26 protein-coding genes are annotated in these 26,468 nt (G+C 61.9%); 16 read left to right on the forward strand and 10 right to left on the reverse strand.

Annotation, left to right across the window (positions count from 1 at the left end):
* Positions 1-79: 79 nt before the first annotated feature.
* The 11 genes from NCR34_RS23225 (at position 80) to NCR34_RS23275 (ending at position 11,382) form a co-directional block, all read left to right on the forward strand.
* Positions 80-934, forward strand: a complete 855-nt coding sequence (locus NCR34_RS23225) for a transketolase (protein WP_250501140.1) — start codon at positions 80-82, stop codon at positions 932-934.
* On the forward strand, positions 927-1,871 hold the full coding sequence (locus NCR34_RS23230; protein ID WP_250501141.1) for a transketolase family protein: 945 nt from the start codon (positions 927-929) through the stop codon (positions 1,869-1,871). The genes NCR34_RS23225 and NCR34_RS23230 overlap by 8 nt, the downstream gene beginning before the upstream one ends.
* Positions 1,872-1,885: 14 nt before the next feature.
* The gene (locus tag NCR34_RS23235; protein ID WP_250501142.1) at positions 1,886-2,683 is read left to right on the forward strand and encodes a GolD/DthD family dehydrogenase; all 798 of its coding nucleotides are present in this window, start codon (positions 1,886-1,888) and stop codon (positions 2,681-2,683) included.
* Between the two features lie 48 nt (positions 2,684-2,731).
* Entirely contained in the window at positions 2,732-3,676 is a 945-nt protein-coding gene (locus NCR34_RS23240) for a D-ribose ABC transporter substrate-binding protein (protein ID WP_250501143.1), read from the forward strand.
* Positions 3,677-3,751: 75 nt separating this feature from the next.
* Entirely contained in the window at positions 3,752-4,387 is a 636-nt protein-coding gene (locus tag NCR34_RS23245) for a DUF2291 family protein (RefSeq protein ID WP_250501144.1), read from the forward strand.
* Entirely contained in the window at positions 4,384-5,931 is a 1,548-nt protein-coding gene (locus NCR34_RS23250; RefSeq protein WP_250501145.1) for a sugar ABC transporter ATP-binding protein, read from the forward strand. The genes NCR34_RS23245 and NCR34_RS23250 overlap by 4 nt, the downstream gene beginning before the upstream one ends.
* A gap of 19 nt (positions 5,932-5,950) precedes the next feature.
* The gene (locus tag NCR34_RS23255; RefSeq protein ID WP_250501146.1) at positions 5,951-7,033 is read left to right on the forward strand and encodes an ABC transporter permease; all 1,083 of its coding nucleotides are present in this window, start codon (positions 5,951-5,953) and stop codon (positions 7,031-7,033) included.
* A gap of 10 nt (positions 7,034-7,043) precedes the next feature.
* Positions 7,044-8,504, forward strand: coding sequence for an FGGY family carbohydrate kinase (locus tag NCR34_RS23260; protein ID WP_250501147.1), 1,461 nt, complete (start codon positions 7,044-7,046; stop codon positions 8,502-8,504).
* Positions 8,505-8,520: 16 nt separating this feature from the next.
* On the forward strand, positions 8,521-9,315 hold the full coding sequence (locus NCR34_RS23265; protein WP_250501148.1) for a glucose 1-dehydrogenase: 795 nt from the start codon (positions 8,521-8,523) through the stop codon (positions 9,313-9,315).
* 173 nt (positions 9,316-9,488) lie between these two features.
* The gene (soxC, locus tag NCR34_RS23270; RefSeq protein WP_250501149.1) at positions 9,489-10,781 is read left to right on the forward strand and encodes a sulfite dehydrogenase; all 1,293 of its coding nucleotides are present in this window, start codon (positions 9,489-9,491) and stop codon (positions 10,779-10,781) included.
* Positions 10,774-11,382, forward strand: a complete 609-nt coding sequence (locus tag NCR34_RS23275) for a c-type cytochrome (protein ID WP_250501150.1) — start codon at positions 10,774-10,776, stop codon at positions 11,380-11,382. The genes soxC and NCR34_RS23275 overlap by 8 nt, the downstream gene beginning before the upstream one ends.
* Before the next feature lie 16 nt (positions 11,383-11,398).
* On the opposite strand, the gene NCR34_RS23280 is transcribed toward NCR34_RS23275, so the two are convergent.
* Positions 11,399-12,379 carry an AraC family transcriptional regulator gene (locus NCR34_RS23280; protein ID WP_250501151.1) on the reverse strand — a complete coding sequence of 327 codons (981 nt, stop codon included), beginning with the start codon at positions 12,377-12,379 and terminating at the stop codon, positions 11,399-11,401.
* Between the two features lie 106 nt (positions 12,380-12,485).
* Between NCR34_RS23280 and NCR34_RS23285 the strand changes: the two genes are divergently transcribed.
* Complete coding sequence (locus NCR34_RS23285) at positions 12,486-13,319, forward strand: oxidoreductase (RefSeq protein ID WP_250501152.1); 834 nt, start codon at positions 12,486-12,488, stop codon at positions 13,317-13,319.
* Positions 13,320-13,333: 14 nt separating this feature from the next.
* On the opposite strand, the gene NCR34_RS23290 is transcribed toward NCR34_RS23285, so the two are convergent.
* Positions 13,334-14,524 (reverse strand): phytanoyl-CoA dioxygenase family protein, encoded by a 1,191-nt coding sequence (locus NCR34_RS23290; RefSeq protein WP_250501153.1) that lies wholly within the window; start codon positions 14,522-14,524, stop codon positions 13,334-13,336.
* A gap of 93 nt (positions 14,525-14,617) precedes the next feature.
* Here NCR34_RS23290 and NCR34_RS23295 point away from each other — a divergent pair, with 93 nt between their 5' ends.
* On the forward strand, positions 14,618-15,658 hold the full coding sequence (locus NCR34_RS23295) for a LacI family DNA-binding transcriptional regulator (RefSeq protein WP_250501154.1): 1,041 nt from the start codon (positions 14,618-14,620) through the stop codon (positions 15,656-15,658).
* 19 nt (positions 15,659-15,677) lie between these two features.
* Here NCR34_RS23295 and benD read toward each other — a convergent pair whose 3' ends face one another.
* From benD to catA, 5 genes are all read right to left on the reverse strand, one after another.
* The gene (gene benD, locus NCR34_RS23300) at positions 15,678-16,454 is read right to left on the reverse strand and encodes a benzoate diol dehydrogenase BenD (RefSeq protein ID WP_250501155.1); all 777 of its coding nucleotides are present in this window, start codon (positions 16,452-16,454) and stop codon (positions 15,678-15,680) included.
* On the reverse strand, positions 16,451-17,473 hold the full coding sequence (benC, locus tag NCR34_RS23305) for a benzoate 1,2-dioxygenase electron transfer component BenC (RefSeq protein ID WP_250501156.1): 1,023 nt from the start codon (positions 17,471-17,473) through the stop codon (positions 16,451-16,453). Before benC ends, benD begins: the two co-directional genes overlap by 4 nt.
* A gap of 39 nt (positions 17,474-17,512) precedes the next feature.
* A complete protein-coding gene (gene benB, locus NCR34_RS23310; RefSeq protein ID WP_250501157.1) occupies positions 17,513-18,001 on the reverse strand; it encodes a benzoate 1,2-dioxygenase small subunit in 489 nt (162 codons plus the stop codon).
* Positions 17,998-19,356 (reverse strand): Rieske 2Fe-2S domain-containing protein, encoded by a 1,359-nt coding sequence (locus NCR34_RS23315; RefSeq protein WP_250501158.1) that lies wholly within the window; start codon positions 19,354-19,356, stop codon positions 17,998-18,000. The genes benB and NCR34_RS23315 overlap by 4 nt, the downstream gene beginning before the upstream one ends.
* A gap of 99 nt (positions 19,357-19,455) precedes the next feature.
* The gene (gene catA / locus NCR34_RS23320; protein WP_250501159.1) at positions 19,456-20,391 is read right to left on the reverse strand and encodes a catechol 1,2-dioxygenase; all 936 of its coding nucleotides are present in this window, start codon (positions 20,389-20,391) and stop codon (positions 19,456-19,458) included.
* Between the two features lie 164 nt (positions 20,392-20,555).
* Here catA and NCR34_RS23325 point away from each other — a divergent pair, with 164 nt between their 5' ends.
* The 3 genes from NCR34_RS23325 to catC all read left to right on the forward strand — a co-directional run bounded on the left by NCR34_RS23325 (position 20,556) and on the right by catC (position 23,061).
* The gene (locus NCR34_RS23325; protein ID WP_248323418.1) at positions 20,556-21,479 is read left to right on the forward strand and encodes a LysR family transcriptional regulator; all 924 of its coding nucleotides are present in this window, start codon (positions 20,556-20,558) and stop codon (positions 21,477-21,479) included.
* Between the two features lie 104 nt (positions 21,480-21,583).
* Positions 21,584-22,711 (forward strand): muconate/chloromuconate family cycloisomerase, encoded by a 1,128-nt coding sequence (locus tag NCR34_RS23330; protein ID WP_248323417.1) that lies wholly within the window; start codon positions 21,584-21,586, stop codon positions 22,709-22,711.
* A gap of 71 nt (positions 22,712-22,782) precedes the next feature.
* Entirely contained in the window at positions 22,783-23,061 is a 279-nt protein-coding gene (gene catC, locus NCR34_RS23335) for a muconolactone Delta-isomerase (protein WP_248323416.1), read from the forward strand.
* 141 nt (positions 23,062-23,202) lie between these two features.
* Here the strand turns inward: catC and NCR34_RS23340 are convergent, their stop codons facing one another.
* From NCR34_RS23340 to NCR34_RS23350, 3 genes are all read right to left on the reverse strand, one after another.
* Positions 23,203-24,252 (reverse strand): SDR family oxidoreductase, encoded by a 1,050-nt coding sequence (locus NCR34_RS23340; protein WP_250501160.1) that lies wholly within the window; start codon positions 24,250-24,252, stop codon positions 23,203-23,205.
* A gap of 79 nt (positions 24,253-24,331) precedes the next feature.
* On the reverse strand, positions 24,332-25,159 hold the full coding sequence (locus NCR34_RS23345; protein ID WP_248323414.1) for an ABC transporter permease: 828 nt from the start codon (positions 25,157-25,159) through the stop codon (positions 24,332-24,334).
* A gap of 24 nt (positions 25,160-25,183) precedes the next feature.
* On the reverse strand, positions 25,184-26,437 hold the full coding sequence (locus NCR34_RS23350; protein ID WP_248323413.1) for an ABC transporter permease: 1,254 nt from the start codon (positions 26,435-26,437) through the stop codon (positions 25,184-25,186).
* Positions 26,438-26,468: the final 31 nt, after the last annotated feature.

Raw genomic sequence — 26,468 nt, forward strand, 5'->3', positions numbered from 1 at the left:
TTTCTTTGATTTCTCTTTGACTTTCGAAAGAAACTAAAAGAAACTGCCTTCAAGCAAACGGGAAGTCTGGGAGCAGGGAATGGAAAACCCCTTCAAGCAGTCCGGCGACGCGCTTCATCGCCGGGCGCAAGAGATCCGCAAGAAAATCTGCGTGATGAACGCGACGGCCAAGAGCGGTCACACGGGCGGCGACATGTCGGAGGCCGACATTCTCGCGGCCCTCTATTTTCATGTGATGCGTTATGAAGTCGATGCCGAGCGCAAGGTGCGCTGGCATGACGAATTCATCCTAAGCAAAGGCCACGGCGTCGGCGGTCTCTATTCCTGCTTCGCGGAACTCGGCTGGCTGAACGACGAAGAACTGCTCACGTATCTGAAAGACGATTCGCGCCTGCCGGGCCACCCGGTGCGCCAGAAGCTGCCGAGCTTCGTGACCGTCAATACCGGCGGTCTCGGTCACGGCTTTCCCATCGCGGCGGGTCTCGCGATGGCGAAGCAGCGTCACGCTTCTAAGACGGAAGGCGCCACCGGCCGCGTGTTCGTGCTGACCGGCGACGGCGAACTCGAAGAAGGCTCGAATTGGGAAGCCGCGATGGCGGCGGCGCACTTCGAACTGTCGAACCTCGTCGTGATCGTCGACCGCAACCGGCTTCAGCTTGCCGACTTCACGCACAACATCATGGACCTGGACCCGCTGGACGAGAAGTTTCGCGCTTTCGGTTTCGAAGTGCACGACGTCAATGGAAACCAGCCGGACGCCATTTGGAAACTAATAGAAAGTCTCGACTACGACAATCGGAAGCCGAAAGTCGTGATTGCGCACACCATCAAGGGCCGCGGCGTCTCGTTCATGGAGAACGTGCCTGCGTGGCATCACAAGTTCCCCGACGAAGACCAACTCAAGCAGGCGCTGAAGGAGCTCGACCATGCGTGAACTCGCTGACTTGCGCGACGGCGCGGTGAACGCGATCAGCCGGCTGACTGCGGCCGGGCAAGACATCATCGTGATGGTGGCGGACTCGACGTCGACCTCGAAGATTGGGCCGTACCTCGAAAGCTACCCGGACCGCGTCATCAATGTGGGCATCGCTGAGCAAAACATGGTCGGCATGGCGGCGGGGCTCGCGCTCGGCGGACACATCGTGTTCACGGCGAACGCCGCGCCGTTTCTCGTCGGACGCGCCAATGAACAGGTGAAGAACGACGTCTGTTACAGCGCGACGAATGTGAAGATGCTCGGCTTGAACGCGGGCGTCGCATACGGGCCGCTCGCATCGACGCATCACGCTATCGACGATCTGTCGATCATGAGCGGCTTCGGCAACGTGCAGATTTTCGCGCCCTGCGATGAGGCAGAAGTCGCGCAAATGATCGACTATGCGGCATCGGTAGAAGGGCCTGTCTACATCCGCCTCGACAACGCGAAATTTCCCGTGGTGCATGACGCCTCGTACCGCTTTCTGCCGGGCCGTCCCGATGTGCTGATCGAAGGATCGCGCGTCGCGGTGATTGCGCTGGGATCGGTCGTCGGCGAGGCGCTCGACGCATGCGAAGCGCTTCAGAAAGAGGGCGTCGTTAATCCGACGCTCGTGAACCTTTCGTCGCTTCGGCCGCTGGATCAGGACGCGCTCGCTTCGATCATCGAGCGTCACGAGACGATCGTGACCGTCGAGGAGCATTCGCTGCACGGCGGCATCGGCGCGACGGTCGCATTGTTGATGGCGAGGCGGCAGATCGGGCGGCCGCTCACGACGCTCGGCATCACCGAAGGCGAATTTGCCAAGTACGGCACGCGCAAGGGCATCCGCAAACACTATGGCATCGACGCGGCCGGTATCGCGAATGCCGTACGCGCGCACTGCGCTCGATAAGAGAGGAGACGGGAATGAGCATTCAGTACGACATGTCGTTGCGCCATGGCGTGGACTTCGACTTCCGGCTCGATGGCAAGGTCGCGGTGGTGACGGGCGGTCTCGGCGGCATCGCAATGGCGACAAATGCCGCGCTGATCGCGAAGGGCGCACGCGTCGCGATTCTCTATCCGAGCTTCGAAGAACCGCGCGTGCAGGCCGCCATCGAAGAACTCGGCGCGAACAACGCAAAAGCCTTTGCCTGCGATGTCGCGAATGAGGCTGACGTCGAGAAGGCCATTGCAGCGGCTCACGACCATTTTGGCGATCTGCACCTGCTCGTCAATGCCGCAGGCTGCATCACGCTGACACCCGCGGAAAACATCGGCTACGACGAATGGCAGCGGCAGATCGGCGTCAATCTCACCGGTCCCTTCCTGTGCTCGAAGCACTTCGCGCGCGTGGTGCTGGCGAGCGGCCACGGCGGCAAGATTGTGAACATCGCGTCGCAGGCTGCGACCGTCGCCATCGATCAGCACTGCGCGTATACGTCGGCGAAAGCAGGCCTGATCGGCATGACCAAGGTGCTCGCGAAGGAATGGGCGGCGCGCGGCATTACCGTCAACACGGTCTCGCCGACCGTCGTCTTGACGCCGATGGGCGCGGCCGCATGGGAAGGCGAGAAGGGCGAGAACATGAAGAAGCTGATCCCTGTAGGGCGCTTCGCCTATACCGATGAAATCGCGGCCGCAATTCTCTTTCTGCTCTCGAACGGCGCCGACATGATCACGGGCGCCGACATCATGATCGACGGAGGCTACACGATCGCCTGAGCCAGTCCAACGCTGTCGAAGAAAGACAAACAACCCGGAGACAACAACATGTGGAAGAAGCTTGCAGTTGCAGCAACGGTGGCCGTTTCGTTCGCCGCCGCGTTGCCCGCCACCGCGAATGCAGCGGGCAAAGGCACCATCGCGATTCTCGTGAATGCGCTCGACAATCCGTATTACGCCGCCGAAGCGAAGGGCGCAGATGCAGAAGCGAAGAAGCTCGGCTACGACACCATCGTGCTTTCCCATGGCGAGGACGTGAACAAGCAAAACGAGCTGGTCAATCTCGTCATCGGCAAGGGTGTGAAGGGCATCATTCTCGATAACGCCGATTCCAACGCGAGCGTCGCGACGGTGCGCGCAGCGGCGGACAAGAAAGTGCCCGTGGTGCTGATCAACCGCGAGATTCCGAAGGACGGGATCGCCATTGCGCAGTTGAGCCATAACAATCTGCAAGCGGGTACCGAAGTGGCGCAGCGTTTCGTGGAAGCCATCGGCGAGAAGGGTGAGTACGTCGAACTAACGTGCAACCTCGCGGACAAGAACTGCGTGACGCGCTCGCAGGCGTTCCATCAGGTGCTGGACCAATATCCCGATTTGAAGATGGTCGCGCGTCAGGATGCAAAGGGCGCGCTCTTGCCCGGCAAGCAGGCGATGGATTCCATCTTGCAAGAGCATCCGAACATCAAGGGCGTGATTTGCGGCAATGGCCCGGTTGCGCTCGGCGCGATTGCATCGCTGGACTCTGCGGGACATAAGGACGTGGTCGTCATGGGCATCGACGGCAGCAACGACGAACGCGACTCCGTGCTCGCGGGCAAGCTGAAGGCCACCGTAATGCTGCAGGCGCAGGGCATCGCGATTCACGGCGTCGATCTGCTCGACAAATACATCAAGACCGGCAAGACCGGCGAGCAGGAGCGTCAGCTCACGCGCGGCATTCTCATTACGAAAGACAACGCTTCGCATGTGAAGGACTTCTACTACAACAAGTAGTACGCGTTGTTGCTCCGTGCGGGCGCGGCAAGGGCTGCGCCCGCACATGGCTTGTCATGTGAGGTCGAGGTCGTCATGGTTCATCCCTTATTCGCGCGCTGGCGGCTGGTGTCGATGCTTTGCGTCGTCAGTCTGCCGGCGTGCCACGTCGTCACCGATACCGAATTGGCCGACATCCGCGCGCAAGGGCAGCACAAGGGCCCGGACGCCGCAAAGATTTTGAACGACCAGTTGGTTCCCTACGCGGACAAGAACGCGAAGCCCGCGGCGCAGGTCATCAGCGCGCTGAACCAGAATTTCGACGATGCCTGCAAGCAATACGGCTTCCGTCAGAGCAATGCTTTCCCGTGCAACTTCTGGCTGCGCGTGCAGGGCAAGGTGACGAAGATCGATTCGACGTCGCGCGTCGGCAAGGCGTACGTGGAAGTGGCGCCCGCGAACGGCGGCGATCCCGTTCAGATCGCGCTCGAAACAGGTCCGGTGGTGATCGGCACGGGCGTGCGCGACGGCTTTCCCGGCGTCAAATACAGTGACTTCGACGACCAGACGCGCTTTGCCGCGTTCGGTCAGGAATTGAACAAGCTCGTCGTGGCGCGGGTGCAAAGTTCGCTCAAGCTGAAGGTCGGCGATCCGGTCGATGTCTCTGCCGTCTATAGCAGTTGGAGCGAGCCTGCAGGCGAGATCCGCGCGATTCCGGTGGCCTGGAAATGAACGAGAATCAGCATACCGCCCGCACGATGAACCCCGTCAACGTGATCGAAACGCGCGGGCTGTCGAAGCAGTATCCGGGCACGGCGGCGCTCGTCGATGTGGACTATAAGGTGCGGCGCGGCAAGGTCAACGTGCTGATCGGCGAGAACGGCGCGGGCAAGTCTACGTTGATGAAACTGCTCGCGGGCGCGGAAACGCCGACCTCGGGCGAGATCTGGATCGACGAGAAGCTCGCGCAGATCACCGATGTGTGCAGTGCGGAGCAGCACGGCATCGGCATCATCTTTCAGGAGTTGAATCTCTTCCCGGACATGACGGTGGCGGAGAACATCTTCGCGGGCAATGAGATCACGAACTCGGGCGTGATCCGCTCGAAGATGGAGAACCACCAGGCGAAAGTGCTGCTCGACCGGCTGAACATCGCAATCGATCCGCGCACGCGGCTCGGCGATTTGTACGTCGGTCAGCAACAACTCGTCGAGATCGCGAAGGCGTTGTCGAAGCACATCAAGGTGCTCATCATGGATGAGCCGACTTCCGCGCTCTCGAAGACGGAAGTGGAGATTCTCTTCAAGATCATCGGCCAGCTCAAGGAAGAGGGTGTGACGGTGATCTATATCTCGCATCGCCTCGAAGAGATCATGGCGATCGGCGATTGCATCACCGTGCTGCGCAACGGGCGGCTCGTGGCGGAGAACGATATCGCCAACATCGACATTCCGTGGATCATCGAAGCGATGGTCGGCTCTTCGAAGAAGCGTTTTGCGTTCGAGCAGCACGAAATCGGCCGCGAAGTGCTGAAGGTGAAAGACCTCGCGCTCAAGCGTTCGAACGGGATCTATGCGGTCGATCACGTGTCTTTTACCGCGCGTGCCGGCGAGGTGATCGGCATCTACGGATTGATGGGCGCGGGCCGCACCGAGTTGCTCGAATCGCTACTTGGCGCGAATCCCCTCGCGCTTGGCGAGATAGAACTCGCAGGCAAGGCCATCGAAGACTTGCCGATACCGAAGCGCATCGAGGCTGGCATCGCGCTCGTGCCGGAAGACCGCCAGAAGCAGGGCATGGTGCAACTGATGACCATACTTGAGAACATGACCCTGTCCAGCCTCGGCAAGTTCACGCGGCGCTTCGTCGGTGCGCTCACGCGCGACAAACAAGTGGAAGCGGCCAACGACATCGTGAAGAAGCTGGCCATCAAGGCTGCGTCCGTCGATGCGCCGATCACGTCGCTATCCGGCGGAAACATGCAGAAGGTCGTCATCGGCAAGGCGCTGTTGACGAAGCCCAAAGTGTTGCTGATGGACGAACCGACGCGCGGCATCGACGTGGGCGCGAAAGAAGACGTCTACAAAACGATCAGCTTGCTCGCGCGGTCGGGCATCGCCGTGATCTACGCGACATCCGAACTGGACGAAGCGATGGCCGTGTCCAACCGCGTCTTCGTGATGGCGAGCGGAAAGCTGACCGCCGTGCTCGACCGGCCCCAATTCGACAGTGAACGCATCGTGCGCGCATCGACGCCCGCGACTGCCGTAGTGTGAGGCAACCGAGATCCGAACCATGAATACACCCAACAGCAGCAACCCGCCGGTCGCGCCGGTGCATGCGAAGCACAACCGGCACGGCGCCTATGTGGCGTCGCGCGTCGCGGTCAATCTGCTAAAGCTGCGCATCTTTATCGCGCTATTCGCGATCATCATCGTGTTCTCGCTCGCCACCGAGAGCTTCCTCTCGACCGGCAACCTGCTCATCATGGCGAAGCATGTCACCGTGGTGGCGATTCTTTCCATCGGCATGACGCTCGTGATCCTGACGGGCGGTATCGACTTGTCGGTGGGCTCCATCGTCGGCATTAGCGGCATGGCGGCCGGATATCTGCTGCTCGAAGGCGTGAAGATCGGGCATCACATCGTGTTCTTCAATCCGTGGGGCGTGACGATCATCGCGTGTTTGCTGGGCGCGTTAATCGGCGCGGTGAACGGCTATCTCATCACGATGCTCAACGTCGCGCCGTTCATCGCGACGCTCGGCATGCTGTATGTGGTGCGCGGCGCGGCGCTGCTGGTCAACAACGGCAGCACCTTCGCGGACCTCGAAGGAAATCCGGCACTCGGCAACACGGGCTTTGAGTTCATCGGCAACGGCACGATTCTCGGCCTCTCGATGCCAGTGTGGATCATGCTGGTGCTCGCGGCCATTACCATCTTCGTCGCGCGCAAGACGCCGCTCGGCCGCCGCATTTATGCCATCGGCGGCAATGAGCAAGCGGCGCGATTCTCGGGAATCCGAACGAATCGCGTCAAGCTATTCGTCTACATGTTCTCGGGATTCTGCGCGGCGATTGTCGGACTCGTGATCACGGCGCAGTTGCAGACGGCGCACCCGTTGACGGGACAGACCTACGAACTGAACGCCATCGCGGCGGTCGTGCTCGGCGGCACCGCGCTCATGGGGGGACGCGGCACGGTATTCGGCTCCGTCGTCGGTGCGTGCGTGATCAGCATTCTGGGCGACGGCATGGTGATGTGCGGCATCAGCGATTTCTGGCAAATGGTCATTAAGGGCCTCGTCATTATCTTCGCGGTGGTCATCGACCAGTTGCAGCAGCGCCTTCAGTCGCGCATGGTCTCGCTGACCGCGTGAGGAATAGACCATGAGCCATATTCTCGCCATCGATCAGGGCACGAGCGGTACTAAGGCCCTCGTCTTCGACCAGACCGGACAGGTTCATGCGCGCAGCTTCGCGCCGGTTACATGCACCACGCCGCGCACGGGCTTCGTCGAACAGGATGCGAATGCGTTGTACGCATCCGTGCTGAAAGCCGTGGACGAATGCCTGAGTGGATTCAAAGGCGACATCGCGGGCATCGGCATATCGAATCAGCGCGAGACGGTCGTCTTATGGAACGCGAAGGGCGAGCCGATCGCCCCAGGCGTGTCGTGGCAATGCCAGCGATCGCTCGGCATCTGCGAACGGCTCAAGCGCGACGGCTTGCAGCCGCTCATCGCACAAAAGACGGGCTTGCTGATCGACCCGTACTTTTCAGGCACCAAACTCATCTGGCTCAACGAAAACGATGAACGCGTTCGCGCGCATATCGCGGCAGGCGACGCGTACTTCGGCACGGTCGATAGCTGGCTGCTGTATCGGCTGACGAACGGCGCGGCGTATTGCACCGACGTGACGAATGCGTCGCGCACCATGCTGCTCAATCTTCGCACGCTGGAATGGGATCGCGAACTCATCGAGACGTTCGGCCTGCAAGGACTGCGCTTGCCCGAGCTTCGGCCGTCTGCGTCCGACTTCGGCATGACCGATTTCGACGGCCTGCTCGCGGCGCCATTGCCTATTCTTTCGATGATCGGCGATTCACACGCCGCCGCCGTCGGCGAAGGGTGCCTGAGTCCCGGTGTCGCGAAGGCGACGATGGGCACGGGATCGTCCATCATGATGAATGTTGGCGGGAAGGCGCGCGAGCCCGAACACGGCCTCGTCTCGACGCTCTGTTTCGCCACCGACAAGCGCGTGGACTACGCGCTAGAAGGGATCATCATCAGCGCGGGATCGACGCCCGCGTTTCTCAAGGAAAAGCTGAACCTGTTCGACGATTTCGCCAAGGCCGAGCAGGCGTTCACCGAGTACGACAACGGCGGCGTATTCGTGATTCCATCGTTCTCGGGCATCGGCTGTCCGCACTGGAAGTATCCAGGCGGCGCGCAGATCGTCGGACTCAACTTTTCGACGTCGTGGCAGCATGTGGCGCGCGCGGCGTATGAATCCATCGTCTATCAGATCAAGGACGTTATCAACGTGATGGAGCAGGCGGCCGACGTGCCGCTCGCGCAACTGTACCTCGACGGCGGCCTCACGCAGCGTCCGTTTCTTTTGCAATATCTGTCGGACACGTTGAATCGGCCTGTCAGCACGCTCGCGGTCAGCGAGATTTCGGCGTCGGGCGCGGCGGCGCTCGCGGCGTATCAGGCGGGCCTCGCCGCATCGCTCGACGATTGGCAGACGCATCGTGTGGTGGCACGACGCGTCGAGCCCGGCAGCGGTGTCGAAGCGGCTGCGGAGAATCATGCGAAATGGCTGCGATGGATCGAGCGTCTTTAACTCCCGGAGAATCTCAGTGGCGGAACAATTGAAGCGGTTCGAGAACAAAGTCGTGGTCGTGACGGGTGGCAGTCGTGGCATCGGTCTCGCCATTGCGGAGCGGTTTGCGCAGGAAGGCGCGAAGGTGTGCGTCAGTGCGAACGAAAAGAGCGTTCACGATGCAGCCGCCCGTCTGCGCGAATCGGGCTTCGACGCGCTTTCCGTCGAAACGGACGTGACGGATAAGGCTCAGGTCGTCGCACTGTATGAGGAAGTCGCGAGCAAGCTCGGCGAAGTGGACGTGTCGGTGCAGAACGCGGGGGTCATCACCATCGCCAAGTTGCCGGACCTGACTGAAAGCGAGTGGGACAAGGTCATGGCCGTAAATACCAAGGGCGTTTTTCTGTGCTGCCAGGAAGCGGCCACCCGCATGCTGCGCGCAGGCAAAGCGGGGCGGCTCATCAACACGGCGTCGGGTCAGGCGCGGCAGGGTTTCGTCTACACGCCGCATTACGCGGCGAGCAAATTCGGCGTGCTCGGCATCACGCAGAGTCTCGCGAAGGAACTGGCGCCGACCGGCATCACGGTGAACGCGTTCTGTCCGGGCATCATCACGACGGACATGTGGTCGTATAACGACGAAGCGTGGGGCAAACTGCTGGGCGATTACAAACCCGGCGAGTTGATGGCCGAGTGGGTCGCGAACATTCCGATGAAGCGTGCCGGCAATGGCGGTGACGTCGCGGGCCTGGTGACATTCCTGGCCTCGGACGACGCCGCGTACATCACCGGTCAGACGGTCAACGTGGACGGCGGCATGTTCATGTCGTGATGCGATAATAAGCATGTATCGTTCTGGATGACTAAGTAAATGTCGACGCGCAACGCTGCGACGTGCGCTTATGATCCGGCTTCATATCGATAGGCGCAACAAGGGCTGTGCGTTCCGCAAGGCGCGTCCTATACTGGTCGCCCTGACCGACACTCTCCCCCGGCGCCCCAAGCATGCCGCGAACTCCCCGCATTTCATCGCCTTCCGCGAATACCGACACAGCGGCATCGCCATTGCGCCGCCGGATGTTGCGCGGTTTCGCCGTCTCGGCAGTGGTGGCGCCGAGCGCCAACGCTGCGTCCTCGCTGTTGCAGCCGCTCGCGGTTCAGCCATGGACGCGCACGCCCGGCGCGCCGATTCTCGAACATCCATATGGCGTGCCGTCGCCGCACGAAGCGAACGTCGTGCGGCGCGCGGCCCGCGCGTTTCCCGTGCCGGGCCAGGCTTCGTCGCTGACGCCGCTCGCCGATCTGCATGGCGCGATCACGCCCAACGGCCTCGTCTACGAGCGGCATCATGCGGGCGTGCCCGACATCGATCCGGATCAACATCGGCTCGCGATTCATGGCCTCGTGCGCGAGCCGAAGCTCTTCACGATGGACGACTTGCTGCGGCTGCCATCCGAATCGCGCGTGTACTTTCTGGAATGTTCGGGCAACACCGCAAGCGAATGGAAAGGGCCGAGCGGTCTGCCGGTGCAGATGACGCACGGCTTGTTGTCGTGCTGCGAGTGGACCGGCGTGCGGCTTTCGACGCTGATCGAAGCCGCAGGCGGTCTCGCGGCCAGTGACGGTCAGACGCCGCGCTGGATGCTCGCGGAAGGCGCCGACGCGGCCGCGATGACGCGCAGCCTGCCGCTCGATCGCATTCTCGACCGCGCGCTCATCGTATATGCGCAGAACGGCGAGCGCCTGCGGCCGGAGAACGGCTATCCGCTGCGGCTCGTGGTGCCCGGCTTCGAGGGCAATACGAACGTGAAGTGGCTGCGCAGGCTGAAGTTCGTCGACGCGCCGCTGGAAACGCGCGAGGAAACGTCGAAATACACGGACCCGGTCGCGAACGGGCAGGCGCGCCAGTTCGTGTTCGAGATGGATGCGAAATCGGTCATCACGCGGCCGTCGCCGGGGCATCGGCTCACGGTTCACGGCTATTACCCGATCATCGGACTCGCGTGGTCGGGACGTGGCTCCATTCGCAAGGTCGAGGTGTCGACCGACGGCGGGCGCTCATGGCAGGAAGCGCAACTCGACGGCCCGCCGAAGGATCGCGCGTTGACGCGCTTTCACGCAGGCTGGGTCTGGAACGGCGAGCCTGCCGCGATTCTCTCGCGCGCCACCGATTCGACCGGCTACGTTCAGCCGACGCGCGAGGCGCTGGTCGCCGCGCGCGGGCTGAACTCGTATTACCACTACAACGGCATTCAGCAATGGCGCATCGGCGCCGATGGCAGCGTGAAAAATGCATAACGCCCCGGCTCTGAAGCATCGTCTGTTGCGGCCGTTGATGATCGGCGTCGCCGCGGTATCGCTCGCTGCATGCAGCACGCCCACACGCGATGGCGGCGCGCAGAACGCGCTCACGCACGACCCGACCCAGCGCGCGGCCATCGACGCCATCGGCACGCCGTTGAACGCGACGGAAATCGCCGCATGGAACATCGACGTCGCGCCCGATGGCCGTGGCCTGCCCGCGGGCAGCGGAGACGTGGCGACCGGCGCGCATATCTTCGCGGCGAAGTGCGCCGCGTGTCACGGCGCGAACGGCGAAGGCGGCCTGGGCGACCGGCTCATCGGCGGACGCGGCACGCTCGCGACCGACAAACCGGTGCGCACGGTCGGCAGCTACTGGCCGTATGCCACGACGCTCTTCGACTACATCCGCCGCGCGATGCCTTATAACGCGCCGCAATCGCTGAGCGCAGACGAGGTGTACGCGTTGAGCGCATGGATTCTGAACCGCAACGGCATCGTGCCCGACGACGCGCGGCTGGACGCGCATTCGCTCGCTGCCATCCGTATGCCGAATCGCGACGGCTTCGTGCCGGACCCGCGGCCGGGTCATCTGTGATGTCGCGCGCGCTCGCCTAATGCGATGAAACGTATTCCGCGCCCGCAAACGGCGGCGGAACGGCGAAGCTCTCGCGCATGCGCTTCGTTTCCGCGGCCGGTGTCGTTCCGAAGAGGCGCTTGAATTCCCGATTGAATTGCGAGGCGCTCGCATAGCCCACCGCATGACAGGCCGCCTCCGCCGTCATGTCCTGACGCACCATCAGGAGACGCGCCTGATGCAGCCGCGTCGACTTCAGATATTGCATGGGCGACGTGTGCGTGATGGCCTTGAAATGACTGTGGAACGTCGGCACGCTCATGCCCGCTTCGCGCGCCAGTTGCGTGAGATCGAGCGGCTGCGCGTAGGTCGCGTGAATGCGGCGCAATGCCTTGCCGATCTTGCCGAACTGCCCCTGCATCGCGAGCGCCGAGCGCATCGCATGGCCTTGCGCGCCGGTCAGCACGCGAAAGTACAGCTCACGCACCAGCGCGGGACCCAGAACGGCCGCATCGAGCGGCCGGCTCAACGCTTGCAGAAAGCGCAGGACTGACATGCGCAAGTCGGCATCCATCGGACTCGACATCATGCTTCGCGGTGGTTCCGCGCGCGCCGGCATGTGATGACGGTCGATCTGAATCATCAGCTCTGCCGCCACCTGGAAATCCAGATGCATGTAGATGGCCAAGAGCGGATGCTCAGGCGTCGCGTCGGTTTCCATCGTGAAGGGCACGGGCACTGCGACGGCCAGATAATGCAGCTCGTCGTACAGATACACCTGATCGCCGAAGTAGCCGCGCTTGCGTCCCTGACAGACGATCACGATGCCCGGATCGTAGAGCACAGGCGTGCGCGACAACGCGCGGTCCGAACGCAGGATGCGCACATCCGGTAGCGGCGTCAGGTTGTAGCCCTCATTGGGCGCCAGTGCGCGCAGCAGGTCCACGATACGCTCTCGCTCGTCCACAGGGGACTGCGCGACATGGCGGGAAGCGGCGGCGGTCTTTCTCGTTGACATCGAAGGCGACGATAAGAATAGGCAATAAAAGCAGAATATCCGGCCTTAAAGCGCGTTGGTGCAAAGAATACTATGCACTCTCTTTCATTTCATCGTAGAGGTGCTTATGTCATCCAACCGGACTCTGCTCATCACCGGCGTCAGCAGCGGCTTTGGCCGGGCACTCGCTCAGGAAGCGCTCGCGGCAGGCCATCGCGTGATCGGCACTGTGCGAAGCGAGCAGGCGAAGCAGGACTTCGAAGCGCTCGCGCCGGACAGGGCCGTGGGCCGCCTGCTCGATGTGACGGACTTCGACGCCATCGAAGGCGTCGTGGCCGAGATCGAGTCGACCATCGGTCCCATCGACGTGCTCGTCAACAACGCGGGCTACGGTCACGAAGGCGTGATGGAAGAATCGCCGCTCGCCGAGATGCGTCGACAGTTCGACGTGAACGTCTTCGGCGCGGTCGCGATGATGAAGGCGGTGCTGCCGGGCATGCGCGCGCGGCGCAAGGGTCACATTCTCAACATCACGTCGATGGGCGGCTTTATCACGATGCCCGGCATCGCCTACTATTGCGGCAGCAAGTTCGCGCTGGAAGGCATCTCCGAGACGCTCGCGAAGGAAGTGAAATCGTTCGGCATAGCCGTGACGGCAGTGGCGCCGGGTTCGTTCCGCACCGACTGGGCTGGCCGCTCGATGGCGCGCACGCCTCGTTCGATTGCCGATTACGATGCGCTCTTCGATCCGATTCGCCGGGCGCGCGAGGAAAAGAGCGGCAAGCAGCCCGGCGATCCGGTGAAGGCGGCGCGCGCGATGCTGGCCGTCATCGAGAGCGACGCGCCACCCGTGCATCTCTTGCTCGGCAGTGACGCGCTCGGTCTGGTGCGCGACAAGCTGACCGCGCTCGCTGACGAGATCAGTCAGTGGGAAACGCTCACGCGATCCACTGACGGCTGATGCCGCCACACGCGTTAGCTGAGTCGCTTCCACGCCTGATGTCGAAGGGCCTCGCGAAGCGTGGATGCGTTCCATGCTTCGTCGAGCGCCCGGCGCATCAGCGCTTGCTGGCTCTCGGGCGCGAGACCGCCCACTGGCGGATCGCGATCGAGACTGGTCGGGAACGCATAGCCTTCAGCGCTCGATGCAATCACGCAGTCGATGTCCCTCGCAGTGAACTGTCCTCTCGCCCGATAGTCCAGCAGCACGGGATACACGGCTTCGCACATGCGCATGCGATCGAGCGTTTCCATCGCGCGCCCATACGCCGAAGAGATCTGCAAGAGATTCGCCATGCGCTGCACGTCTTGCGTGCGGTTCGCGCCGGCCGCATGAAATAGCGCGGGATTGAAGAAGAGCGCGTCGCCCTTCGCGAGCGGCAACTGCACGCAGTGCGTTTCGAAGAAGTCGCGAAAGTCGGGACGTCGCCACGCGAGATAACCCGGTGCGTAACGCTGCGAAAACGGAAGCAGCTTCGTTGGCCCGCTTTTTATCGGCATGTCGCTGTGCGCGACGGCGCCCTGAAGCGTCAGCAACGGCGACATCGTATGAACATGCGCCGGGAAACGCTGCACTTCCTCCGCGGTCTGAAAGCCGAGATGGTAGTCCCGATGCGCCTGCTGCGCCGCGCCGCCAGGACGAACGACGTTGACTTGCGTGGTCATCTGAAAGCCGGGCCCGAGCCACGCCTGCGCGACGCTCGCAATGAACGCGTTCGAGAAATATCGCGCGAACACGGTGGGCGCTGCGAGACACAGCTTTTCGTGCGCATTCCAGATGCGGTCGTTCGCGCCTGCTTTGGCGAAGTGGTCGGCGCCGCGCGTGCCCGATTCGCGTTCCTGTCTGATGATCGAATCGAAGATATGCGTCGCGTCGTCGACGGGCGATGTATCGTGAAACGCGCGCCTGAGCACGAGCACGCCCGCGCCGTCGAGCAGCACGTTCGCCCATTCGGCCTGCAACGCCTGCTGCCCGACAGGATCGATCAACGCTTCATCAAGCGCGCGGCAATCGTAGATGGGAATATCGCGTTGCGTCTCGGCCGCGAATCGCAGGACCACATCGCTCTTTCTTTGCAGTTGTTGCGCGAATGCTTCGAGCGAGCAGTCGCTTTCGCGATACCAGTTCGTTGCTAACGTCTCGTGGCGTTCATTCGTGGCATCCATGTCTCGCTCCGGTTTTTTCCCTAGGATAGACGCATCGTCGCGGCGCGCGTTACCATAAACGCATCAAAAAACCATCAAAATGCAGGCGTTTCGATGGCTCATCGGTTCCTCGTGAAGGAGATCGCCTTGCAGGCGGGCGTCGGCGTCGCCACGGTGGACCGTGTGTTGAACGGGCGTCCCAACGTGCGCGAAGGCACGCGCAGACGCGTCGAGCAGGCGATTCGCGAACTGGAGAAGCAGGCGCTGCAACTCGCGACGACGGGACGCAAGCTCATCATCGATGTCGTCGCCGAAGCCCCGTCCCGGTTCACCACCGAGATTCAGGAGGCACTGGAAGCGGAGTTGCCTGCATTCCATCCCGTCGTGCTACGACCGCGCTTCTTCATGCGCGAAACCATGTCGACCGCCGAGGTCGTCGAAACGCTTCGCTCGATAGGGCGCCGGGGCAGTCACGGCGTGGTGCTGAAAGCGCGTGACGTCGCCGAGATTTCAGAGGCGATCGGCGCGTTGAAGACAATGGGCATCCCGGTCGTGACCACGTTCACGGACATTCCGTTGTCGGCGCGCATCGCTTATGCAGGGCTGGATAATCGCGTGGCGGGCGCGACGGCGGCGTATCTCATCGGCCAGTGGCTACGCGGTCTTAACGGAACCGTGCTCGTCACCATGAGCGACGAAGGCTTCAGAGGAGAAGAAGAGCGCGAGGCGAGCTTTCGACGCGCGCTGCGCGTGAGTTATCCGAACCTCGACCTGCTCGATGCGAGCGGCGGACACGGCCTCAACATGCAAACCGAAGAGCGCATGCGCAAAGTCGTTACCACGCGTTCGAAGATTGCGGCGGTGTACTCGATGGGCGGCGGCAATGCGGCCGTGCTGAAAGTGCTGGAGGCGGCGAACCAGCGCCCGCTTTGCTTCGTCGGGCATGATCTCGACCGCGACAACGTCGGCTTGCTGCGCGAGCGTAAGGTGCAAGCGATTCTTCATCACGACCTGCGTCAGGACATGCGTTCGGCTTGCCAGCACATCATGCACTTTCATCGGCTCATTCCTGCTTCCGCGATTGCGCCGTCTTCTTCGGTCGTCGTGGTGACACCGGAAAATATCCCCGAACATATCGCAAGCCGTTTTCGCTAGCGCCCTCGTTATCCAGGCGCTACCCGTTGTCGCCGCCTGCAACGGGCAACACAGCACCCGTGATATAGCCGGCTTCGTCCGACGCGAGAAAGAGGATCGGGGCGATCTGCTCATCGAGCGTGGCGTAACGCTTGAAGAACGTCGAGTCCGTGACCTGCTTCACCGCTTCGCTCATCCATGCCTTCTCTTGTACGCTGTCTCCGGCGGCGTTGCGCGGCACGCGGCGTGGAGGTGCCTGCGTGCCGCCGGGCGCCGCAGCGACTACGCGAATATGGTGTTCGCCATATTCCATCGCGAGCGACTGCGTCAGCGCGTTGACGCCGCCTTTAGCCGCCGAATAGGGCACGCGTCGAATGCCGCGCGTCGCGTTCGATGACACATTGACGATGGTCCCACCGCCTTGCGCAAGCATATGCGGAAGGACCGCATGACACGCGTACAGAGTCGGCATGAGCGAGCGCCGTATTTCCGCATCGATCTGCGCGGGCTCGAACTCGGCGTACGGCCGCATGCGAATTGCGCCGCCCACGCCGTTGACGAGAATATCGATGCGGCCGAACTTCTGGACGGCGAACGCCATGGTGGACGCCGCGCCGTCATAGGTCTCCAGATCCGCGACGAAGCCTGCGGTGTCCGCGCCCGTCGCTTCGGCCGCGACTTCGTGAATGAAGTCGGCGCGGTCCACGAAGAGCACCTTCGCTCCTTCGGCCGCCGCGCGCAACGCGACGCCTCGCCCGATGCCCTGCGCCGCGCCGGTCACGACCATCACCTTGCCTTCGAATCGTTGCGCGTTCATGCGGTCACCGGCGCTGCGTTAGGAGTGAATTTTTCGTAGTGGAAGCTGACGGGCTTCACGCCGTTGTCGTCGAAATGCTTGCGCACCGCGTCGACCATCGGCGGAGGACCGCACAGATACACATCCACGTCGCCATCGTTCAGACATTCGGCCGGCATGTGCTGCGTCACCCAGCCCTTGCGCGGATGGCTCGAAGCCGCTTCCGCGACGACGGTGCAGAACGTGAAGTTCGGCAGCCTTGCCGTATAGGCCTCGATGGCTTCGACCTGCACGAGGTCCAGATCGCGCGTGGCGCCGTAGATGAGATGAACCTTCTGCTGCGAGCCGGCGCGCGCGAGCACTTCGAGCATGGACAGAAACGGCGCGAGACCCGTGCCGCCCGCGAGAAACAGCAGCGGACGCTCCACTGCGCGGAGATAGAAACTCCCGAGCGGTCCGGTGAATTCGACCGTGTTGCCCGGTTTCGCCAATTCGAGCCAGGTGCTCATCACGCCGCCGGGAATCTTCTTGATGAGAAAGCTGATGTGCGATGAACCCGGCGCGGAAGAGAACGAATACGAGCGATGCTCGCCGCTGCCGGGAACGTCGATATTGACGTACTGGCCCGGGAGAAACACGGGCGCTGCGTTGTCCACATCGAGTTCGAGCACCACGGCCGCGTCGTTATGCTGCTCGACCTTCGCGACGGTTGCGGTGAACTTGCTCTGCGCGGTCTTGCATGCCGTCGACGAAGCCGGGACTGCAATGACGCAATCGCTTTGCGGCACCATCTGGCAGGTGAGCACGAGCCCGCTGTCCTTCTCGTCGTCGCTCAGCGCGTCTTCTATGTAGTCGTCGCCCAGATCATAGCGGCCGCTCTCGGCGCGGCATTTACAGGTGCCGCACACGCCGTCGGAACAATCCATCGGCAGATTGATCTTCGCGCGAAATGCGGCATCGAGGACTTTCTCGCCGGCCTTGCATTCGACAAAGCGCGTCACGCCGTCTTCGAAATTCAATGCGATGTTGTAGCTGGACATACTGCCTCCTGTTTCCGTGATGCTTTCCGGCGAGTGGTTTCAAACGTGATAGACGTCGAGCACCTGGCGGATATAGTCGTTCTTCAACACGATCTTCTTGCGCGCGATGAGCAAGCGGTCGTCGACCTTGCGCAACGTGACGAACATCGTTCCGAAGAAAAGGTCCGTCACCTTGTAGCGATGGCTCAGCGTGTTGAAGTTGTAGCGGACGTCGATCTCCGTGTCGCGGTCGGCCAGCACTTCCACGTTGCCGATGGTGTGGCTCGTGCGCGGCTCGGGCATCGATGCGCCGCTGCGCTCGGTCTTGATGCGAAACACGCGATCTTCGAGGCCGCTGCGGTCCGCGTAATACATCAGCGAGATTTCGCTGTGCGGGTCATCGGTGAGTTTGTCGTCGTCGTCCCACGCGGGCATCCAGTATTCGACGTCTTCCGTATAGCAGGCGAGCCACTCGTCCCACTGACGGTCATCTAGAAAACGCGCTTCCTGATACAACGCGCTGCATATCTTCTGGTAGTCGGTGCTCATGCCGTCGCCTCCGTCTGTTCTTTGCGCAGGGCCTCGCGCATGACGCGCATCCAGTATTCGTGCTGAACCACGAAGAGGCCTTCGTCTTCGCTGCGCTCGCCCGAGATGAGCGGGTTCAGGCCCATGCTCTTCGCGTTCGCATCGGGTCCGTGAATCCACAGCGGCGCGCCGCGCGACATGTCGTTCCACATCGAGGTCGCGCTCGCATAGCCGGCCTGACACGCACGGAACTCTTCGAGGTCGTCGCTCGTGCCCATGCCCGAGACGTTGAAGAAGTCTTCGTATTGACGAATGCGGATGGCGCGGCTCTCTGCGCTTTCGCCTTTCGGCGCGAAGCAGAAGATGCTCACTTCGGTCTTGTCGACGCTGATCGGCCGAACCACGCGAATCTGCGTGCTGAACTGGTCCATCAAAAACACGTTCGGATAAAGGCACAGGTTGCGCGTCTGATTCACGATGACTTTGGCCTTGTCCTCGCCCACGCGCGCTGCGATCTCATCGCGATGTTCATAGACCGGGCGCACTTCGGGGTTCACCGTGTTGGTCCACAGCAGGATGTGTCCATGCTCGAAGCCATAGACGCCCGCAACGGACTTGCTCCAGCCGTTCGCATCGACTGCCTTGGTGCCTTCCACCTTGCGGCGGCCCATGGTTGCCGCATAGTTCCAGTGCACGGTGCTGACGTGATAGCCGTCGCAGCCGTTTTCCATTTGCAGCTTCCAGTTGCCGTCGTAGATATACGATGAATTTCCGCGCAACACTTCGAGACCATCGGGCGCTTGCGACACGATCTGGTCGATGATGACCTTCGTCTCGCCGAGATAGTCTTCCAGCGGCATCACATCGTCGCTGAGGCTGCCGAACAGGAAGCCGCGATAGTTCTGAAAGCACGCGACTTTCTTCAGGTCATGCGAGCCTTGCTTGTTGAACTGCACGGGATACTCGGTGGTCTTTTCGTCCTTCACCTTCAGCAGCTTGCCTGCGTTCGAAAACGTCCAGCCGTGAAACGGACAGGTGAAGCTGCCCTTGTTGCCGTGCTTGCGGCGGCACAACATGGCGCCTTTGTGGGCGCAGGCATTGATGACCGCGTGCAGCTCGCCGGTCTTGTCGCGCGTAATGACGATGGGCTGGCGGCCAATCCACGTGGTGTAGTAATCGTTATTGTTCGGCAACTGACTTTCGTGCGCCAGATAGACCCAGTTACTCTCGAAGATGTGCTTCATCTCGAGTTCGTACAGATCCGGATTCGTGAAGATGTCGCGACGGCAACGGAACACGCCGTTTTCCTTGTCGTCCTGAACGGCGTTGGTGAGCAAGTCCTCAAGGCGCCGCGCTTTGTCGATAATTGCAGACATGAGTCGTCTCCTATGCCGGCTTCGCAATGAAGCCATCGCATCGGTTCGAATGATTCGTGGGTGTAGAAAGCGGCCCCGGTGCGGGCCGCCGGGATGTCGTCAGGCGGTGATCGCGACGCGCGGTCGGTTGACCACTTGGTTGTCCTTACCATCGACGAGCGGCGTGAGGCGAATGTCGAACTGGATCTCCTTGTAGGCATCCGTCTTGAGACCGAGGTCCTTGCCGCCGGTCTTATCGACGACGTGCGGCACGAGTTCTTCGCGCGTCGCGTAGGCGAAGTCGTCCCAGATCAGCGGGTCGCCTTCGATGTTGATTTGCGTGGTCAGCTTGCGCGTTTTGTCGCTCGTGACGAAGAAGTGCACGTGTGCGGGACGGTTGCCGTGGCGAGCGAGCGCGTCGAGCAATTGCTGCGTCGCGCCTTGCGGCGGGCAGCCATAACCCACTGGCATGAGGGTGCGGAATTCGTACTTGCCGTCCGCGCCCGTGCGCACCGCGCCGCGCAGGTTGAATTCGTCCTGTGCGCCCGTCGGGTCGAAATGCGAGTAAAAGCCCTTGGAATTCGCGTGCCAGCATTCGACCACCGCGCCTGCCACGGGCTTGCCGTCAGCGCCCGTCACCGTGCCGCGAATGACGAGCGGTCCGGCGTCTGCGTCGGGATTGATGTCGATCTTCGACACGCCATCACGCACCGGCGCGCCCGCGACATACAGCGGGCCTTCGATGGTGCGCGGCGTGCCGCCGTGAATGTCCGCTTCGCGATCCGCTGCGTCCATGCGGATATCCAGATACTTTTCGATGCCGAGGCCCGCTGCGAGAAGCGCTGCCTCCCCATCCTGTCCGAGCTTGTTGAAGTAGTGCACGCCGGCCCAGATTTCATCCGGCGTCATGTCGAGGTCGTCGATGGCCTTGAAAAGGTCCGCGAGCAGACGATGCGTGATCTGCTTCGCGCGTGCATTGCCCTGCTGCGTGCCGAGGTTGGCAGCGGCCCTAAGCAGGTCCTGCACTTCCTTCGTGTCGAATACTTTGGCGCTCATGTCTGCTCCTGACTCTCTATTGGGTTAACCCTTGTTATCGCCGCTTTGGATATGCTCGAAAGGTATAATCGGTCGATGAAACAAGGCGTGGTTGCAGAATAGTGGACGCCCAAACGCATAGTCCAACACTGATTTAGTATCGCGCTATATCCCGGAGGTATCGTATGGAACTGCGACATCTCCGCTACTTCGTAGCGGTGGCCGAGGAGCGCAACTTCACGCGCGCCGCGCAGCGGCTCCATATCGCGCAGCCGCCATTGAGTCGGCAGATACAGCAGTTGGAAGAGACGCTGGGCGTGCAGCTGTTCGAACGAAACTCGCGTCCTCTGAAGCTGACCGAGACCGGCAAGTTCTTCTACGAACACGCGGTGCAATTGCTCGCCAAGACCGCGGAACTCGAATCCATGACACGGCGCGTCGGCAATATCGAGCGCAGCATGTCGGTGGGTTTTGTCGCATCGACGCTTTACGGGCTCTTGCCGAAAATCATTCGCCGCTTCAGGGACGAGAACCCCACCGTCGAACTGAGCCTTCAGGAAATGTCGACGACCGACCAGATCAGGGCGCTCAAGGAAGGCAATATCGACGTCGGGTTCGGCCGCATTCGTCTGGAGGACGCGAATATCCGGCGCGTGGTGCTGAGAGAAGAGAAGATGATCGTCGCGTTTCCGCTCGGTCATCCGCTCGCGCTTGCCAAGCCGGTCTCTGCGTTGCGGGACCTCGTCAACGAGACGCTCATCATTTACCCCAAGACGCCGCGTCCGAGCTATGCGGACCAGGTTCTCGCCGCGTTTCAGGACCGCGGACTCAAGCCACGCAAGATCTACGAAGTGCGCGAGATTCAGATTGCGTTGGGGCTGGTGGCCGCTGGCGAAGGCATTTCCATCGTCCCGAGCAGCGTGTATGGCTTAAAGCGCGACGATGTCAGCTATAAAGAGCTCGACGACCCGACTCTCACGTCGCCCATCATCATGAGCATGCGAGCGATGGACGAATCGCGCGATATCAAGGAGATGCTGGCGCTGATTTATCGCCTCTACGACGAAGAGCACATCTCGCACGTCGCGCCCGCCGACAAGGCACCGTAGCGCGTCATACCTGCGCGGTATGGCACTAGACGTCGATGGTCTTGGACAGCCGGAGTTTGCGCGGGCAATACTTCAGCAACCCATCCATTTCCGTCACTCCAGGTATGAACGCCCACATTACTTCCGTCGAAGCCATTCTGGTTGACCTTCCGACCATTCGCGCGCACCAGCTTTCCATGGCGACGATGCAGCATCAGACCATGGTCATCATCCGCCTGCATGCGAGCGACGGCATAGAGGGCATCGGCGAAGCGACGACCATCGGTGGTCTGTCGTATGGCGAAGAAAGCCCCGAAGGCATCAAGCTCACTATTGATACTTACCTCGCGCCGGCGTTGATCGGGCAGGACGCGACGAACATCAACGCGGCCATGCTCAAGCTGAACAAGGTCGCGCGCGGCAACCGGTTCGCGAAGTCGGGCATCGAAACGGCGTTGCTGGATGCAGAGGGCAAGCGTCTCGGCGTTCCCGTCTCGACGCTCGTCGGCGGCGCCGTGCGCAAGACGCTTCCGGTTCTATGGACGCTCGCGAGCGGCGACACAAACCGCGATATCGAGGAAGCGGAGATGCTGCTCGCCGAACGCCGACATAACGTGTTCAAGCTGAAGATCGGTCGCCGTAGCGTGCGCGACGACGTCGCGCATGTGGCGAAGATCAAGGCGGCACTGGGCGAGCGCGCGAAGGTGACGGTCGACGTGAATCAGGCGTGGAACGAGGTCGATGCGGCCTTCGGTATTCAGGCTCTGGAGGCCGCGGGCATCGACCTCGTCGAGCAACCTACGCCGCGTGAGCAGCGGGGCGCGCTCGCGCGTCTTGCCGCGCGGTTCGTCGTCCCGATCATGGCGGATGAAGCCGTCACCGGGCCGGAAGACGCGCTCGAACTCGTGCGCGACGCGTGCGCCGATGTCTTCGCGCTGAAGATCGCGAAGTCCGGCGGCATCTTCGGCATGATGCGCACGGCAGCCGTTGCGGACGCGGCCGGCGTGTCGCTTTATGGCGGGACGATGCTCGAAGGCAGTATCGGGTCTATCGCTTCGGCGCACGGCTTCAGCGCGTTGCCGCAACTCGCCTGGGGCACGGAACTGTTCGGTCCGCTGCTGCTGAAGGACGACATCGTGACGGCGCGTCCGCTGTATCGCGATTTCGATCTGCATCTGCCGGAAGGTCCGGGGCTGGGTTTGCAGATCGACGAAGAAAAGCTCGCGTTTTATCGTCGCGACAAGAAGGCGTAACGCCCGCCGCACATTATATCGACCGGCGTTCGTCATTGCATAGCGAACGAGCGCCATCCACAGGAGCAAGCATGCTTTATCTCGTCAGAATGGACGTTCACTTGCCGCACGACATGCCCGCAGCACAAGCCGACGAAATCAAGGCGCGAGAGAAAGCCTATTCGCAAGAACTGCAACGGACCGGGAAGTGGCAGCAGTTGCATCGCGTGGTCGGAGAGTATGCGAATTACAGCGTCTTCGATGTCGACTCGCACGACGAGCTTCATACCATCTTGTCCGGATTGCCGTTGTTCCCTTATATGACCATGCAGGTGACGCCGCTTGCGCGTCATCCATCGTCCATTCGCTAATACGGCGAACGCGAGGCGCAGTACGTCGCTCAGCCGAAGTACTACCTCGTGCACCGGAAAGAGAGCGCGAAGAGCGCGCCGGTCATCGCCTTCAGGGAATGGCTGCTGGAGGAGATCGGGTCGCACTAGCGGCGATTGCGCTCAAGGAATCGCCTTGCGCTCGCGGAACTCATCGAAGAGGCGCAGGAACATGTCGGTGCTATCGACGACATCATGAAAGCCAGCCTGCCGGATCTTGGTCGTGCTGGAGATCACGTCCCAGTCGCAGCGAAAGATGAAGTCGCCGAAGCCCCACGCGGCGACATGCTCGTAGGGAATATCGACGAGATCGTATTTCTTCACCATGCGCTCCCACAGTGGTCCCTTGTCGGCCATATAGTCGCGCAGGCTGATGGTCTGCGGTTCGGCGAGCGGCATGTCGAGATGATCGGCGATGGCGGGCCATAACTGGTCCCAGCGGAATACATCGCCGTTGGTGAGGTTATAGCTCTCGCCGCCGGGCGCGCCGGTCGCGGCCCACACGGACCCGCGCGCGAGTTGCGCGGCATCGGTGACTTGCGCGAGCTTGCCGTAGCACGTAGCGGTGCCGGGAAAGCGCAGCGGCAGTCCGAGCTCCTTGCTGATCGCGGCATACACGGCGATGACCATCGAGAGATTCATCGGATTTCCGAGCGCGAAGCCGCACACCACATCGGGGCGAAGCACGACCGCATCCCAGCCCTTGCCCGCCGCTTCGTGGACGAGCCAGTCTTGCATGTCGTAGTAGAAGTTCGGCGGCATGTGTCGCGGATCATCTTCGCGCGCGGGCGTCTTGAAGCGGCCGAGGTGCGCGCCATAGTACTTCGCGCCCTCGTATAACACGACGCGCTGGAGCGCCGACGAACTGTCGGATACGACGCTCACCAGATTGCGCAACATGCCGAGGTTCACGTCGATGAGCGCTTGCGGCGTGGGCTTTTCCTGATACGCAGCGTGAAAGATGTGCGTGACGTCGCCGAGCCCGCCGAGCTTCGCGCGCACGTCTTCGGCATCGAGCAGATCGACGGCAATGTGCTCGCCGGGTTGCGCTTGATCGGGCGTGCGTCGTGACAGACCGATGACGTCCCAATCCGGCAGCGACGCGAGATGATCGACGAGTTGACGTCCGATCACGCCGACGCCGCCCGCCACGAGTGCTTTATAGCGTTTCATGCCTGGCCCTGAGAGTGAAGTGCTTGGCGTTTGCCCAGCAATCGCCGCACCAAGGGCCGGCTCGCCACTTCAACGCAGATCAGGTCAGCGCCTGATTCGCCGCCAACGCCCGCGCTCTCAAGCGGTTGATACTTGCGAACAGCAGCACCGCGAAGACGATCAGCATCGTCGCGACGGCGAGGATAGAGGGATCGATGGCGTCGCGAATGCCGCTCCACATTTGACGCGGCACTGTCTTCTGATCCGGCCCGCCGATAAACAGGATCACGATGACCTCGTCGAACGATGTCGCGAACGCGAACACGCTTCCGGTCGCGACGGCAGGCGTGATGAGCGGCAAGGTAACGCGACGAAACGCGATCCAGGGCGTCGCGCCGAGGCCGGATGCGGCCCGCAACAAGCTTTGATCGAAGGACAGCAACGACGCCGTCACCGTGATGACGACGAACGGCGTGCCGAGCGCGGCATGCGCGAGCACGACGCCGGGATACGAATTAACCAGCCCCAACGGCGCGAAAATCAGATAGAAGCCTGCCGCGACCACGACGATAGGCACGATCATCGGCGAGATCAAAATGGGCATGACGACCGAGCGCAGCGGAAACTGCGAGCGCGACAAGCCGAGCGCCGCGAGCGTGCCTAAGCACGTGGCGATAAACGTCGACGCCGCGCCGATGCCGATGCTGTTCAACAATGCGCGCTGCCAGTCGCCGCTCGTCAGCGCCTTTTCATACCAACGAAACGAGAAGCCCTCCATCGGATAAGAAAAGTAGGAGCCCGAATTAAACGATAGCGGGATGATGGCGAGGATCGGCGCGATCAGAAAGAACAGGACAAGCGCGGTGTGCAGGCGCACCCAGCCCGCCGCGATGCGTTCCGTCAGCACCGTGTTGCGTTTGTCTTGCATGAGCTTTCCTCCGGATGGGTCGAATCAACCGAAGCGCAGCCGGTCGATGCCGACGATGCGGTTGAACAGGAAATAGAACACCGCCGTGAAGATCACGAGGTAGGCCGACAGCGCGCCCGCGAGACCCCAGTTCAGTTGCGTGTTCGTCTGAATGGCGATGAGCTGGCTGATCATCTCGTCGCCGGCGCCGCCGAGCAGCGCGGGCGTGATGTAGTAACCGAGCGCGAGCACGAAGACGAGAAAGCATCCCGCGCCGACGCCGGGCAATGTCTGCGGCACATACACGCGAACGAAAGCCGTGAACGGATGCGCGCCGAGCGACTTGGCGGCGCGCATATAAACCGGCGACACGCTTTTCATCACCGAGTAGATCGCGAGGATCATGTAGGGCAATAGGACATGCGTCATGCCGATCAGCACGCCCGTGCGATTAAAGATGAGCGGCACCGGATGCGTCGCGAGTCCGAGGCCCGACAGCACGCTGTTGATGACGCCGCCCGGTTGCAGCAGCACATACCACGCGGTGGTGCGCACGAGCAGCGACGTCCAGAACGGCACGATCACGAAGAGCATCAGCCGGTTGCTGGTTTTCGCGGGCAGATTCGCGAGCAGCCAGGCAACCGGATAGCCGAGCACGAGGCACAGCAGCGTGACGGTCGCGCTGATGGATACCGTGCGGGCGAAGGCTTCGCGATAGACGGACGCATTCGCAGGCATCGACGCGATCGTGCCTTGCGGCGTCACCTGCGCATCGACGGCGGCGAGCAGATAATCGGGCGTCGGCGATTGAGCGGCACGCTTGAGCAAACGCCACACTTCCGGTGAATTCCAGCGCTCGTCGATATCGATCAACGCGGGCTTCCATGCTTTCGGCGTGTCGTCATGGAGCTTGCGGGCGGTGCGCATCAACAGGCTGCGGAACTCGGGCTGCGCGAAGTTGAGACGCCGCGCGATGGTGCCGAGCTGGCCGCTTTCCTGCGCTTCCTTCAATCCGGATGCGAGAAGGGCGAACGTATGTTCATCCGGCACGCCCTGACCGTCCCATGCGTTCAATGCGCGCGCGAGCGCGGGCATGCCGTCCGGCACCTCGTGGTTCTGCGCGCTGCGCGCAAGCAGCAGCGCAATGGGCGCGATGAACGTAGACAACAGAAATACGATCAACGGCAACGCGAGCAGAAGCGCCCGCATCGAGGCGCGTCGTTGCGCCTTGTTGTACGACGCGCGGCCTTCGGCGCTCGCGTGCGAGCCGGCGGTCGTCGCGTGAATCGATGCGGGCATGTTCGTCCTCTCTTGGTCCTCTCGTATGCCG

The organism is Caballeronia sp. GAWG1-5s-s, from assembly GCF_023631445.1.
Taxonomy (GTDB): Bacteria; Pseudomonadota; Gammaproteobacteria; order Burkholderiales; family Burkholderiaceae; genus Caballeronia.

Excerpts from the sequence above, each read along its gene's own strand:
- NCR34_RS23350 (WP_248323413.1), bottom strand. The coding sequence starts at position 26,437 with ATGCCCGCATCGATTCACGCGACGACCGCCGGCTCGCACGCGAGCGCC.
- catC (WP_248323416.1), top strand. The coding sequence starts at position 22,783 with ATGCTTTATCTCGTCAGAATGGACGTTCACTTGCCGCACGACATGCCC.
- NCR34_RS23240 (WP_250501143.1), top strand. The coding sequence starts at position 2,732 with ATGTGGAAGAAGCTTGCAGTTGCAGCAACGGTGGCCGTTTCGTTCGCC.
- NCR34_RS23225 (WP_250501140.1), top strand. The coding sequence starts at position 80 with ATGGAAAACCCCTTCAAGCAGTCCGGCGACGCGCTTCATCGCCGGGCG.
- NCR34_RS23295 (WP_250501154.1), top strand. The coding sequence starts at position 14,618 with ATGGCTCATCGGTTCCTCGTGAAGGAGATCGCCTTGCAGGCGGGCGTC.
- NCR34_RS23250 (WP_250501145.1), top strand. The coding sequence starts at position 4,384 with ATGAACGAGAATCAGCATACCGCCCGCACGATGAACCCCGTCAACGTG.
- NCR34_RS23275 (WP_250501150.1), top strand. The coding sequence starts at position 10,774 with ATGCATAACGCCCCGGCTCTGAAGCATCGTCTGTTGCGGCCGTTGATG.
- NCR34_RS23330 (WP_248323417.1), top strand. The coding sequence starts at position 21,584 with ATGAACGCCCACATTACTTCCGTCGAAGCCATTCTGGTTGACCTTCCG.
- NCR34_RS23290 (WP_250501153.1), bottom strand. The coding sequence starts at position 14,524 with ATGGATGCCACGAATGAACGCCACGAGACGTTAGCAACGAACTGGTAT.
- NCR34_RS23340 (WP_250501160.1), bottom strand. The coding sequence starts at position 24,252 with ATGAAACGCTATAAAGCACTCGTGGCGGGCGGCGTCGGCGTGATCGGA.
- benB (WP_250501157.1), bottom strand. The coding sequence starts at position 18,001 with ATGAGCACCGACTACCAGAAGATATGCAGCGCGTTGTATCAGGAAGCG.
- benC (WP_250501156.1), bottom strand. The coding sequence starts at position 17,473 with ATGTCCAGCTACAACATCGCATTGAATTTCGAAGACGGCGTGACGCGC.
- NCR34_RS23255 (WP_250501146.1), top strand. The coding sequence starts at position 5,951 with ATGAATACACCCAACAGCAGCAACCCGCCGGTCGCGCCGGTGCATGCG.
- benD (WP_250501155.1), bottom strand. The coding sequence starts at position 16,454 with ATGAACGCGCAACGATTCGAAGGCAAGGTGATGGTCGTGACCGGCGCG.
- soxC (WP_250501149.1), top strand. The coding sequence starts at position 9,489 with ATGCCGCGAACTCCCCGCATTTCATCGCCTTCCGCGAATACCGACACA.
- NCR34_RS23280 (WP_250501151.1), bottom strand. The coding sequence starts at position 12,379 with ATGTCAACGAGAAAGACCGCCGCCGCTTCCCGCCATGTCGCGCAGTCC.
- NCR34_RS23315 (WP_250501158.1), bottom strand. The coding sequence starts at position 19,356 with ATGTCTGCAATTATCGACAAAGCGCGGCGCCTTGAGGACTTGCTCACC.
- catA (WP_250501159.1), bottom strand. The coding sequence starts at position 20,391 with ATGAGCGCCAAAGTATTCGACACGAAGGAAGTGCAGGACCTGCTTAGG.
- NCR34_RS23325 (WP_248323418.1), top strand. The coding sequence starts at position 20,556 with ATGGAACTGCGACATCTCCGCTACTTCGTAGCGGTGGCCGAGGAGCGC.
- NCR34_RS23345 (WP_248323414.1), bottom strand. The coding sequence starts at position 25,159 with ATGCAAGACAAACGCAACACGGTGCTGACGGAACGCATCGCGGCGGGC.
- NCR34_RS23235 (WP_250501142.1), top strand. The coding sequence starts at position 1,886 with ATGAGCATTCAGTACGACATGTCGTTGCGCCATGGCGTGGACTTCGAC.
- NCR34_RS23230 (WP_250501141.1), top strand. The coding sequence starts at position 927 with ATGCGTGAACTCGCTGACTTGCGCGACGGCGCGGTGAACGCGATCAGC.
- NCR34_RS23245 (WP_250501144.1), top strand. The coding sequence starts at position 3,752 with ATGGTTCATCCCTTATTCGCGCGCTGGCGGCTGGTGTCGATGCTTTGC.
- NCR34_RS23285 (WP_250501152.1), top strand. The coding sequence starts at position 12,486 with ATGTCATCCAACCGGACTCTGCTCATCACCGGCGTCAGCAGCGGCTTT.
- NCR34_RS23260 (WP_250501147.1), top strand. The coding sequence starts at position 7,044 with ATGAGCCATATTCTCGCCATCGATCAGGGCACGAGCGGTACTAAGGCC.